14 protein-coding genes and 1 pseudogene are annotated in these 12,258 nt (G+C 45.2%); 12 read left to right on the forward strand and 3 right to left on the reverse strand.

What is annotated here, in order from left to right; all coding sequences use genetic code 11:
• From D6C13_RS25725 to D6C13_RS24645, 8 genes and pseudogenes are all read left to right on the forward strand, one after another.
• Positions 1–841: bacteriophage T4 gp5 trimerisation domain-containing protein (locus tag D6C13_RS25725; protein ID WP_208642946.1), on the forward strand; the 841-nt coding region annotated here is incomplete at its 5' end.
• Positions 842–924: 83 nt separating this feature from the next.
• Complete coding sequence (locus D6C13_RS24615) at positions 925–1,734, forward strand: hypothetical protein (RefSeq protein WP_167458082.1); 810 nt, start codon at positions 925–927, stop codon at positions 1,732–1,734.
• Between the two features lie 51 nt (positions 1,735–1,785).
• On the forward strand, positions 1,786–2,061 hold the full coding sequence (locus D6C13_RS24620; RefSeq protein ID WP_120135253.1) for a hypothetical protein: 276 nt from the start codon (positions 1,786–1,788) through the stop codon (positions 2,059–2,061).
• Positions 2,058–2,426: a hypothetical protein gene (locus D6C13_RS24625; RefSeq protein WP_120135254.1), complete on the forward strand. Its 369-nt coding sequence runs from the start codon at positions 2,058–2,060 to the stop codon at positions 2,424–2,426. Before D6C13_RS24620 ends, D6C13_RS24625 begins: the two co-directional genes overlap by 4 nt.
• Positions 2,427–2,813: 387 nt before the next feature.
• Positions 2,814–3,077: a PAAR domain-containing protein gene (locus D6C13_RS24630; protein WP_120135255.1), complete on the forward strand. Its 264-nt coding sequence runs from the start codon at positions 2,814–2,816 to the stop codon at positions 3,075–3,077.
• A 354-nt stretch (positions 3,078–3,431) separates the two neighbouring features.
• Positions 3,432–4,106 (forward strand): RHS repeat domain-containing protein, encoded by a 675-nt coding sequence (locus D6C13_RS24635; RefSeq protein ID WP_120135256.1) that lies wholly within the window; start codon positions 3,432–3,434, stop codon positions 4,104–4,106.
• Positions 4,013–4,411: pseudogene (locus D6C13_RS24640) on the forward strand (transposase domain-containing protein); the annotation flags it as partial. The gene D6C13_RS24635 and the pseudogene D6C13_RS24640, both read left to right, overlap by 94 nt.
• The gene (locus D6C13_RS24645; protein WP_120135258.1) at positions 4,389–4,622 is read left to right on the forward strand and encodes a hypothetical protein; all 234 of its coding nucleotides are present in this window, start codon (positions 4,389–4,391) and stop codon (positions 4,620–4,622) included. The pseudogene D6C13_RS24640 and the gene D6C13_RS24645, both read left to right, overlap by 23 nt.
• Before the next feature lie 126 nt (positions 4,623–4,748).
• On the opposite strand, the gene fadR is transcribed toward D6C13_RS24645, so the two are convergent.
• Positions 4,749–5,471, reverse strand: coding sequence for a fatty acid metabolism transcriptional regulator FadR (fadR, locus tag D6C13_RS24650; protein WP_120135259.1), 723 nt, complete (start codon positions 5,469–5,471; stop codon positions 4,749–4,751).
• 242 nt (positions 5,472–5,713) lie between these two features.
• On the opposite strand from fadR, the gene nhaB reads away from it, so the two are divergent.
• The 4 genes from nhaB (at position 5,714) to iraP (ending at position 9,999) form a co-directional block, all read left to right on the forward strand.
• Complete coding sequence (gene nhaB, locus D6C13_RS24655; RefSeq protein WP_120135260.1) at positions 5,714–7,291, forward strand: sodium/proton antiporter NhaB; 1,578 nt, start codon at positions 5,714–5,716, stop codon at positions 7,289–7,291.
• Between the two features lie 177 nt (positions 7,292–7,468).
• On the forward strand, positions 7,469–7,999 hold the full coding sequence (gene dsbB, locus D6C13_RS24660) for a disulfide bond formation protein DsbB (RefSeq protein ID WP_120135261.1): 531 nt from the start codon (positions 7,469–7,471) through the stop codon (positions 7,997–7,999).
• Between the two features lie 378 nt (positions 8,000–8,377).
• Positions 8,378–9,487: an AI-2E family transporter gene (locus D6C13_RS24665; protein ID WP_120135262.1), complete on the forward strand. Its 1,110-nt coding sequence runs from the start codon at positions 8,378–8,380 to the stop codon at positions 9,485–9,487.
• A gap of 170 nt (positions 9,488–9,657) precedes the next feature.
• Entirely contained in the window at positions 9,658–9,999 is a 342-nt protein-coding gene (gene iraP / locus D6C13_RS24670) for an anti-adapter protein IraP (RefSeq protein ID WP_120135263.1), read from the forward strand.
• A 248-nt stretch (positions 10,000–10,247) separates the two neighbouring features.
• Here iraP and D6C13_RS24675 read toward each other — a convergent pair whose 3' ends face one another.
• Both D6C13_RS24675 and D6C13_RS24680 read right to left on the reverse strand, forming a co-directional pair.
• Entirely contained in the window at positions 10,248–10,520 is a 273-nt protein-coding gene (locus D6C13_RS24675; protein ID WP_120135265.1) for a hypothetical protein, read from the reverse strand.
• Positions 10,521–10,921: 401 nt separating this feature from the next.
• The gene (locus tag D6C13_RS24680; protein WP_120135264.1) at positions 10,922–12,202 is read right to left on the reverse strand and encodes a glycosyltransferase family 2 protein; all 1,281 of its coding nucleotides are present in this window, start codon (positions 12,200–12,202) and stop codon (positions 10,922–10,924) included.
• Positions 12,203–12,258 lie beyond the last annotated feature (56 nt).

A 12,258-nucleotide genomic window follows, 5' to 3' on the forward strand; every position in this document is an offset into this window, starting at 1 on the left:
GTTCGAAGATGCCACCGCACAGGAGCTGCTGTCGATCCATGCCCAGAAGGACATGAAGACCAAGGTGCTGAATAACCAGTTTAATAATATCCAGCATGATCGCGAGAAAGTGATAGGGAACGATCAACGCTTATCTGTGGGACGCGATGATACTATCGTGGTTGAAAGAGACCGCCACACCTCAATCAAAGGCGGCTTGCACCTTGACGTTAAATCCCACAGGGAGGAGTTTTCACATGCGAATTATCACAGTGAAACTGCTGGTGATTACTCACGGTTAACTGAAGGTAAGGAAACTATTTTCACGGGTAAAGAGAACAGCACGCAGGCAAAAAGAATAATTCTTAAAGGCAATGAGAAGATCGACATTCAGGGGCCGATGGGTAGTGTCACCATTGATGAAACGGGTATTATGCTGGATGCACCAGTCATTAAATTGCGGGGAAAAGTTGAGATATTAACCCCGGTGATTAATTCACTAACGGGCGGCAACGGTGGCGGAAGAGATTTCAATAATGCCGTTATTCAGGCATCGGCCTTCTCTGTTGCAGACGATGACAAATCCCTTAACTCACCCTCTCCGGATGATAGTTCTGAGGGGTCATCCGGGGAAAAATCGGAAGGCGAAGAAGATGACAATAAATATAAAGTACGTTTCTTGCTCGAAAATGACGAAAACAAACCTTATGTTGCAACTGATTACATCGCTATTTTCCCAGAGGGTAGCCAGGTTACAGGTAAAACGAACAGTCAGGGATATACCGGAATTTTTAACACCGACAAACCTGAAAATATACATATAGATGCTGTGCTGGATAATAGTCAGAGTGAGATAAAATAAATATGGACATTAATGCGTACTTTACGATAAAAGCCCTTAGCGAAGGAACGTGCATTATAATCGATTTCAGCAAGTATTCCTACGTGATGAAACTTTGTAAGGCGTCAGGCGCACAGGACATTCTTAATTCCGAACCTGAAACCTCTTTTTCTCAGGAGGGAGAGTCTTTACTTCATTGCATTCCTTATGAGGAAAATCTGGCAGAAGTGCCACTGGTGTATTGCGATATCTTTTGTGCAGGAATTTGCACTGATAAAAGTATTCTGATTAATTCTTTTACTAATGCTAGCAGTACTAACAACTGGACCATCTTCAATAAGAAATTTAGTACTGGAGAGACAACTAAAAATCAGCGTTTTGATAAGATATGTACGATCTCAAATAAACGCATTTTTATAGACCCTCAGTTCCCTGTCGGCCATCCAAAAGACCCTTTTGAGAAAAGTAAGATTGAGAGGCAGTTAGCAGCGAGATTGAAGTATGAAGCATCTGGTATGGATTATATGGAGAAAAAATATCCTAACCAAGGTGATGCAAGCTTATGCGGTCCAGCAGCATTTATGTATATCTTATTGAAAGACAATCCGGTGTTATATTGCCAATATATAAAAGATCTATGGAATGAAGGAAGCACTAAACTTGGTAACCTTGAAGTGAATCCTTCAACGGGTTGTTGTAGTCCACTAAACTATACGGAAAGCGACGGTAGTACTCGTGTCTCTGCAATAGATTGGATATCCATGGCAAGTTTAAGAGACGAAGAAAATATTTTTTTCGATTATAAATCACCTGATGATGCTTTTAGTGGCGCAACACTTCCAGAAGGAATTATAAAGTGGGTTAAGAGTATGGGGGCTGAGGTCATTAATACTGACATGACTCTATTTTCATGACCCAAATATAAAGTTGCGCAATTAAGCAATTTTGTATGTTCAGAAAACCATATGCTTGTTCTTATAAATCATGGATTGATTTTGGGTCTAGGTAGTGGGTATCCTTCACATTGGATAGTACTCGAAAGTAGTTTAAGATTGGCGGGTACACAGGAAAACATTACGGAGGAAACGTCAGATAATGAATTAGTCGATATTGAAATTTTCTCTTGGGGCGAGCTTAAATATATGAGCGAATTCCCCATTAGTAGATCAAGAACTCTCAAGGAGTTTTGCTCTTATATATATGGCGCTGTTGTAATTAAAAACTTTAAGGATAAAGCATGAAAAAAATGATTACTTTTTTCTTCATCCTGATTATCTCAGGGTGTTGTTCTATCATGGAGGAAAGGCATGTTGGATTTTCAATTAGTGAATTACCATTAGCTACTGTCGGTAAAAAGTATGATTTAAAAATCATTACAACCGGGTATCCAGTTATAAGATTTCGTGTTGACAATCCGGAAGTTTACAAAAAAAACGGTTTAACTATCACCGCTTTAGTTGATGACAAAATGCATGGAGTTATTGAGGTTGTCGGTGTTCCAGAAAAAGCCGAGGTAATATCCTTCAACGTAGAAGGTTCAACGCCAGGCACCCAATGCCCAGGAGCCAGATTTGAAAAAAAATTTAATTTAAAAACAATTGAGTGAATATGAAAGTAATTTACTTTAGAGGGTTTACATTTCCTCTATCTAACCTATGCCTGAAAATTTGCTATTAATTTGCAGGCAAAGATGAACTGCACTTTATTCCTGAGAATATAGCTAATGCCGTAAAAGGCGTTTGCTCTCATGGAAAAATAAAAATGTCATGGCGACACGTTTCAATTTAATTCGTTAAATGACAAGAACCATCCTACGAAGACGCCGCCTTAGTAATATCAAGGGGGCAGGAACTCAGTGCCCTGGTTATGACTTAGAAAAAACTTTCAACATAATACTCTGGAAGCAAACATAAGTCAGGATTCTAATACCTTCAGCTCAGTTGAAGCTAAAATAAACGCAACATACATCTTAATAATCAGAAGGTTAATCACTATGCCATATCAGGCCGTCATTCTTAAAGGCGATAAAACCTCTCACGGAGGAACCGTGTTAGAAGGGTTCGCACAAGTGACTCATGTTGGGATCCCCGTCGCCGGAATAGGCCATTCAGTCTCATGTCCAGCATGTGACGGCGTCTTTCCAATCGTGGATGGGACACCAAAAATTTCCTTTTGCGGTCTAAATCTTGCCGTCGAGGGAATGCAAACAGCATGTGGCGCTAGGCTGATCGCCTCACAACAAGAGTTCGTAGCTTGAAACAGACGCTCCCCTGCATCTGCTTTCTAAACTCCAACTCTTTTCTGCACCGTGAAACCACCCCGCGGTTCAGTGAAAACTGGCAGTCTGAAAAATCTATTCCCACGCCGGGCAGATGACGCAGATGTCCACCGGCAGCGGCGACCATTTTTACCGCTACACGCCTACGGGCAGGCTGACCACGCTGCCCGACCCGGCGGGCAACCGCACGCTTACGCATCCTGATACTCATCCGCTCCGATAAACGAACTGCCGGTCTGGCACGGCAACCGCATTCAGCACGATGAGCGGTATCAGTATGAATACGATGTCTGGGGCAATCTGACCGCAAAACGGCCTTATTACGCCGGCTGGGTGCAGCATTCGCACGACAACGAGGCGGTTCATACTTTTGCGTATGACCGCGCGCACCGGCTGACGCGCTTTGCGATTGAGGAGAACGGCCAGACCACCACGCAGGCGCGCTATATTTACGACCCGCTGGGGCGGCGCGTCGGCAAGCAGGTCATCACGCTGAACCCGCAAACGCAGCAAACCGACACGCAAAACACCTGGTTCGGCTGGGACGGCGACCGGCTGGTGCTGACTGAGAACCGCGACATTCAGCTGCACACGATTTATCACCCCGACAGCTTCGTGCCGCTGCTGCGCGCGGAGCATGCGCGGGCAGAAGACAGCCACCGCACGCTGGCCGAAAAGCTCGAAGAGGACGCGGGCGGCGTTTTCCCGCCGGACATTCATCAGCGCTTTAACCAAATTGAGCAGGAAATCCGCCGTAATCAGGTCAGCGACGCAAATCACCAATGGCTGGCCTCGGTCAACCTGAAGGCGGAAAATATCGCGCTGTGGGTTGACCCGCTGCCGGAAAGCGATGAGATGGCGTTGCACCTTTTCCACTGCGACCATCTGTGCACGCCGGTCGGACTGATTAATCACAAAAACGGCAATTTTCTCCCAAAGAATTCACCGCCCTTTCTCACCTTCTTTCGCCTGAACTCATTGATGAGTGCCTTGCTGATACTGGTGTAGTAACTGTGCGTAAGCGTCGTCTACCGATGGAGATGATGGCGTGGGCTATCACCGGTATGTCGCTGTTTCGCTCACTTTCTATGAGCCAGCTCGTTTCACATCTCGATATTGTTCTTCCCGGAAAACGTCCTTTCGTTGCCCCCAGCGCAGTGGTGCAAGTGGTGCAGGCACGCCGGCGACTCGGAGAGGATGCTGTGCGCCTCGTTTTTGAAAAAACATCCCAACTCTGAATTGAGAAAACACCGTTATCACACTGGAATGGCCTGACACTGATGGCTATCGATGGCACGCTTTGGAGGATGCCAGCTTAGCTTTAAACAAGCCGCGCTGTATCTGACGAGCCAGTTGAGCATGCTGCCCGCAGTGGCACCGGGAAGGCTTCCGCAAATAATGAATGAAATACTGGCGATGGCGGGAAGCTTCGTGCTGCCCGAGCGTCGTGAAAGGCATTACCCCAGAGAGGTAAAAAAGAAGCCGCAGCGTTATCCGCAGCGGCGTTCTTCAAGGCTTAACTGACAAGCATTACAGCATCGCTGGTCTATTGTGTTCTTCACAACTGAAACAACTTACTGCACCGATGCTCAGCACCGACCTGTCGATTCTCACCGTGGAGGCCGGTATAACGCCCAAACAGTCCGAAAATTAACGATGTTTCTTCTCGGTCAGATCACCTGGCATCGCACTCTGCATGCTGTGCCAGATTTCACCACTCTGACGGCCGTAAATACGGACGCAATCGACAATCTGCTCGTAACTTTTTTCGTGGCAGATGTCAGACAGTTTTTTATAGAAAGTGATCGCCAGCTTACGCGCTTCAGGATTGGAGAAGTAATAACGTCCGACGCGGGTGTACAATCCACGCAAGCCGTTAATGATCAGCCCATAAATCGGGTTACCGGACGCAAATGCCAGACCACGGAAAATACCGTAATCGAGTGCGGTAAACGCTTCGGCATGATCTTCAACTTCACTGGCCCTTGCCAGTACCTGCTGAGTTTCTTCCGGATTGCTACGCATCGCTTTTCGGATAAAGATCGTCGCAATATTGGTACGGACTGACAGCAAGTTATCAATGAGCTGCGGTACGCTTTCGTGGTCGAGACGCGCCAGAGTTTCCAGAATATTCAGACCCGACGTTTCCCAAAAATTGTTCACTTTGGTCGGTTTTCCATGCTGAATTGTCAACCAGCCATCCCGGGCAAGCCGCTGTAACACCTCACGCAATGTGGTTCGGGTCACGCCAATGAGTTCTGAAAGTTCTCTCTCGGCGGGCAAAATTGAGCCAGGAGGGAAGCGACTGTTCCAGATACTTTCGATGATATACTCTTCGGCAAAACCGGCAGGACTTTGTGCCTTAATAACCATGTGTTTGTCGTTCCGTGTGGGGCTTTTATTGGGGATATAGTTCAGCTCATCATACCAGATGAAAAACGCCGGTTATAGCTGTCAGGCCGAACAAATGTTGAAACTGTGCAGGGGTTTGCAGAATTTCAAATTCCTCATGGCTTACCGGGCAGCCTTTTGGGTGGTAAATTTCAGTCAGACAATTAAACTGACCCATGCTTTTGATACAAATGAAAATTACAGACAAAGGAAATCTGGGGAATATGGAAACAACCTACGGTCGCGCATTTATAAAGAACTTTTTGGGACAGTCTCCTAACTGGTACAAAATTACCATCCTGATGTTTTTGATTATTAACCCGTTGATTTTCTTTCTGGTCAGCCCGTTTTTAGCCGGATGGCTGCTGGTCGTCGAGTTTATTTTTACGCTGGGTATGGCGCTCAAGTGCTATCCGCTCCAGCCGGGCGGCCTGCTGGCAATCGAAGCCGTTATGATAGGTATGACCACGGCAGAGCGCATTCGCGAAGAGATTTCGGCCAATCTGGAAGTCATCCTGCTGTTGATTTTCATGGTGGCGGGCATCTACTTTATGAAGCAACTGCTGCTGACCGTATTTACCAAGCTGCTGCTGAATCTGAGAAATAAAATCGCGCTGTCGATGGCCTTTTGTTTCGCTGCCGCTTTTCTTTCTGCCTTCCTCGATGCCCTGACAGTTATCGCCGTAGTGATCAGCGTTTCAGTCGGTTTCTATTCGATTTACCATAACTTCGCCTCAAATCAGAGTGAAAGCGCGGACGTGACCGACGACAGCACGTTTACCGGTAATCAGCAGCACCAGGCCGTGCTGGAACAGTTCCGTGCGTTTTTACGCAGCCTGATGATGCATGCAGGCGTAGGTACTGCGCTCGGCGGCGTGATGACGATGGTAGGTGAGCCGCAGAACCTGATTATCGCCAAAAGCGCTGACTGGCAGTTTGTCGATTTCCTGATCCGCATGTCTCCGGTTACCGTGCCGGTGTTTATTTGTGGTTTCGTGGTCTGCGCACTGGTGGAACGCTTCCGACTGTTTGGTTATGGCGCAAAACTGCCGCACCCGGTGTATGAAGTGCTCAAAAAGTTCGATCAAAAGAACAGTGAGAACATTACCAAACAGGAACGCATCAAGCTGGCGGTGCAGGTCGTCATAGGAGTGTGGCTGATTATCGCACTGGCTTTCCATCTGGCAGAAGTCGGGTTGATCGGCCTGACGGTCATTATCTTTGCTACCGCGTTTTGCGGTGTGACGGATGAACATGCGATTGGTAAAGCTTTCCAGGATTCCCTGCCCTTCACCGCCCTGCTGACTGTCTTTTTTGCCATCGTCGCCGTGATCATCGAACAGCATCTGTTCACTCCCATCATTCACTATGTGCTTCAGTCAGCGCCTTCAAACCAGCTGTCATTGTTCTATCTGTTCAACGGATTGCTTTCTTCTGTTTCTGATAACGTTTTTGTCGGCACCGTTTATATCAATGAAGCGAAATCGGCACTGGTTAATGGCGTGATTGACCTGAAGCAGTTCGAACTGCTGGCGGTCGCGATCAATACCGGGACAAACTTGCCATCGGTGGCCACTCCCAACGGTCAGGCGGCATTTCTGTTCCTGCTGACTTCCGCCCTTGCTCCGCTTATCCGTCTTTCTTACGGAAGAATGGTCTGGATGGCGCTGCCTTACACGGTAGTGATGACGCTGGTGGGTTTGCTGTGCGTACAATATCTGCTGCCGGATATGACGCAGTGGTTTACGAATATGGGATGGCTGAGTTTGCCACCGGCCAGTGAATTGCTCATGCCTCACTGATCCTGAAAACGTACCCCGGTAATTTCTGTAACCTTGCAATCTAGAAAATTACCGGGATTAAACGCAAAAAGTCAGATTTATATTATTTATTTACCTAATATTTATTCTGACAGGCTGGCAGCAGGGAGCAATTGGTTTACACTGCGTCTCAGTAGCTAACTGCAGGGAAAATTTACTATGTTGCAATATCTTAACCGCTGTTCTCAAGGCCGCGGTGCATGGCTTCTGATGGCTCTTACCGCCCTGGTTCTTGAGCTGGTCGCGTTGTATTTCCAACACGTGATGCTTCTTAAACCTTGTGTCATGTGTATTTATGAACGCTGTGCGTTAATGGGTATTCTGGCTGCTGGCCTGGTCGGTGCTATTGCCCCTTCCACCTGGTTACGCTATGCCGGTATTCTTATCTGGATTTACAGCGCTTATGAAGGGATCCGTCTGTCATGGGAACACACCATGATCCAGCTGCATCCTTCTCCGTTTGCGACGTGTGATTTTGCTGCCCGCTTCCCGACCTGGTTGCCGCTGGACAAATGGTTCCCGTGGATGTTTATTGCCAGCGGTGATTGTGCGGAAAAGCAGTGGGAATTCCTTTCGCTCGGTATGCCGCAATGGCTGGTAGTTGTTTTCAGCGTATTTATGGTGATTGCGATTTTGGTGCTGCTTGCCCAGTTCGTTAAACCTAAACGCCGCGATTTGTTCGGTCGCTAATTTTAGCAAACAGAATTCATCAGGGCGCCTCAGGGCGCCTTTTCTATGGACAGCAGTATCATTACGCAGGGAATGCAGACTCTTAATTTGAATGATTTATATGACTAATCTGGAACTGCAATGAAAAATCTTCCTGTCTGGCTCATCTGGGTAATTTGCGTCGGTGCTTGTGTTCTTTTCTGGGCCGCGGTTGGTTTCATCTTTTATGGCTTCTTTTAATAAAGAGATATCCAACAACCGGCCCGCTGATTTTTTCTCTCCAGGCCTTAAACAACCCACAGAGCTGCCACGAATATTGCTTAAAAAAAGACCTGGATTTGTAAAAACCTCAATGAGTTCTATGCTACGAGGGCAAAAAGGTTCATCAGAGGAACAAGTATGGTCGTAAAAGGGTTTTCAAAAGGTTTTTTCATCGCGATTCTTTTCATCGTCACTTTGGCTTTTTTCGATGTATTGAGGCCTTATTATTCTTCCGTGCTATGGGCAGTGATTCTCGCAGTTATTTTTAATCCGCTGAAAAACCGGCTTAAGCAATATGTCGGTGATCGTAACGGTCTTGTATCTTTTTTAACCGTTATGATTATTTGTCTGATTGTATTCACACCGCTGGCGATTATTACTTCTTCGCTGGCAATCGAATTCAATGCGGTTTACACCAAACTTCAGGGGAATGACTCGCAGTTGCCGGTTATGCTGACGGATACCATCCACCATTTACCGCGCTGGGCCAGACATTTCCTGTCGGAACATAATCTGGACAGTACGACTGAAATTCAGAAAAAGCTTTCCGACGTCGCCCTGCAAGGCAGTCAGTATCTGGCAGGCAGTGTATTTGTTATCGGTAAAAGCACATTCGGCTTTGTGGTCGGTTTTGGCATCATGCTGTATATCTTGTTCTTCCTGCTCAAAGATGGCGCCTATCTGGTCAATCTTACGCTGGAAGCCCTGCCGCTTTCCCGCCACGTTAAACACCATTTGTTTATGAAGTTTGCCGCGGTGTCCCGTGCGACAGTGAAAGGGACGGTAGTGGTGGCAATCGTTCAGGGCGCTCTGGGTGGGCTGGCGTTTTATATTGCCGGTCTGGATGGCAGCCTTCTTTGGGGCGCGCTGATGGCTTTCTTGTCAATCATTCCGGCGGTAGGGTCAGCCATTATCTGGGTACCGGCTGCCATTTATTTCTTCGCTTCTGGCATGCTGTGGCAGGGGATTTTCATCGTGGTCTTCTTCGTGGTGGTCATCGGTATTGTGGATAACGTTTTACGTCCGCTGCTGGTCGGTAAAGACACCAAAATGCCGGATTACCTGATCCTTATCACTACACTAGGTGGGATGGAAGTCTACGGCATTAACGGCTTTGTGATTGGCCCGCTGATTGCGGCATTGTTCATCGCCTGCTGGAACATTCTTTCCGGACGCGATCATCAGAACAATACCGATGAGATTGATGAAGATTTCATTGAAGAAGGTAAAAATCATCCGGAGGCATGATACGCAGGGCATTTCATCCGAATGCCCGATCCGCGCATCGTTATCTTCCGTTTGAATTTCAAGGGCGGTTGCAACAAACCGCCCAGTTTTACCAAATATAATTATGCAGTTTTCAGAACCTGGCGTAGAAATAAATGGCAACTTACACTTTCGATCTGCAGGGGTAATAAATGAAAAATATCATTTTAGGTATGATCGCAAAAATCTCCCGTATGGAAGCAGACACCAAACAGCTTACCGCTCAGGTTGAGGCGCAGTCACTCCTTGTCGGCGCGATTTTCATCACTGTTGGGAAAAATGGCGGGCCTCAGGAAATCATCGATAGCGTCAACAAGGCCATTAACTCCGTACTCGACTCCGATGATGAAGTGCTTAAATCCGACGCCAAAATATTGTTCGAACAGTTTCAGGCATTGATCGAGATGACACGACTTATCGACAAAGCCGATCCGGAGCTGGATTCAGAAGCACTGAATGCGCTCGGTGCTGTCAGGCCTGATTCGGAGATCTGATATCAAATCCTGGAATAAAAAAAGCCCTGGTATTTGCCGGGGCTTTTTCATATCTAAGCACAAAGAAAACGAGCTTACTTCGCCCAGCTTGGCTTATTCATGATAGGCGGCTGTCAGATAGCGAAGTGTAGTGAAGTAAGATTTAATCACGGTTGAAACAGAGTATTACCGCAAACTGAAACGCTGCTTGGCACGTAGTAACATCGGTTTGCGGTAATTTTTTGCCCCGAATATGCCCCCTACTCATCTCACTCACTCGTCAGCATGAAATTATCCAGGCTGTCATCAAACTTCATGATGTCTTTCTGCTGCCCCGCGATTGTCTGCAACATCTCCATGCCATACCTCAGTGACACCGGTTCCTCGATCACGAACCCAAACCAATCATCGTAAACATGACCCAGCCAGTAGCCGCCACCGTGCTCCTTGAGGCGCTGGAAGAAAACGTACTTGCCCGGCTCTATCCGGTCGCGAGTCTCACCGCGGTACACAATGTCAAAACCCAAATCCTTCTTAGCCATAACCACCTCACAAGCACTGTTCATGCATACAGTATAATCATCTATTCTTGATCTTGTGAAGGGCTTGATTGGTGAAAAATCTTAGCGCTCTGATCTGGGAGGAAAGTTTTACCCCAAAAAAAAGCCCCCTTTCGGGGGCCGGGCACTACTGTGATTCTTTAGCTGGCGTTCTCACAACTTCCGCAATTTTTAACATGAACGAAGTGACGCTTCGCCCACGATGCAAACTGATCTGGCTTTGGCAGGTACTCATCAAATTCTGTTGAGTGTACTAACTCAATCGTGTCGTCATAACTGTCTGACAACTCTCCATCAATTTTTCCTTCGTAGTGTGCACCACACTTAGGGCAAATAAAAAAACGAGTTACCTGCATTATGAAATCCCCTTATAATGATGTTATCTAGCTTTTTAAGCAGTATGTTACTATATCATCAACATTTCCAAGAGAGAATATTTTGTACAACTCTTTAAACTCTGGATAAATTTGCTCATCACTATGTAAATCTGCATAAAATGCAAAATCACGAATTAACAAACTGATATATTCCGACTTCGCTATAATAGTATTCTTTTTGCTTTTTATTCTATTTTTAACATATGCTTCAACAACAACATTCATCCAACTTGAGAAGAACGACTGTTTTTCAGAAACGCTTTTTCCTGAAAGGTATATGTGTTTAAATCCCCTAGAAACTATTTCAAAGTCCTGTTCAAGACTTTGAACAGCATTTGTCATTCTTTCCTGCTCATGATTTGTTAAATAATAATATGGCTTATCTGCTAGAATACTTATCCTTCTAGACTTGGAGAGTGCATGAATCATAAATACTCTATCCTCCCCAACTTTTATGTCGATAGGGAAGAATATATTATTTTCAATGATAAGTGATTTTTTTACTAGTTTTGATGGCATTAATGATCTAACTAGATGATTTCCAGATATGGAAGCCCTATCAACATTTCCTTTAGCAAATGGTCTAATACCAAACTTTCGGCCTTTGTCTCCGTCAATTTTAAGATATACTATATCAGGATCTGTCCTTTTTACGCAATTAAGGAGTTCTTCAAGACAGTATGGTAGTATAAAATCATCAGAATCTAAAAACAGTACATATCTTCCTTTGGATGCCTTTATCCCATCATTCCTAGGAGAGCTTGCAGAGCCTGAATTTATCGGTCTTTTTAAAACCCTATAATTAATATCATCTTTGATTAATGACTTTATAACAGATATTCCATTATCCTTGGAGAAGTCATCTACAAAAACGACCTCGAAATGATCCCTGTTCAACGTTTGGGCGTTTAAAGAATCGATGCACTTACCAATGAGAAACTCCCTATTATATACAGGAATTATCACTGATATATCGTAACTATATTCAGCCATTTCTTTTGTTTCAATAGAAGATGTTTTTTCAACTATCGTCTTGCATATTTCTTCAATGCTAAAAAAATCACATTCTAATAATTTCTTTTTGTTGTTATCATTTTGCCTGTCAACATATGCAACATAGCTAAACCCATCCCCAACTTTTACATCAAATGCAAATTTATTTCCGTCTATATTAAAATCTACAACACAGCACTCATTTTTATATACCCATACATTAGTCATGTACTTGTTTATATTATTTTGTTCTAAGTTAAACTTTAGAATTGATGAAAAATCCTGCAAATCCATTGGAATGCCTTAAAAAAGATATTGACTTTATATGTTTATTGAATCGATATTAAATC

The sequence above is a fragment of the Rahnella woolbedingensis genome, assembly GCF_003602095.1.
Taxonomy (GTDB): Bacteria; Pseudomonadota; Gammaproteobacteria; order Enterobacterales; family Enterobacteriaceae; genus Rahnella; species Rahnella woolbedingensis.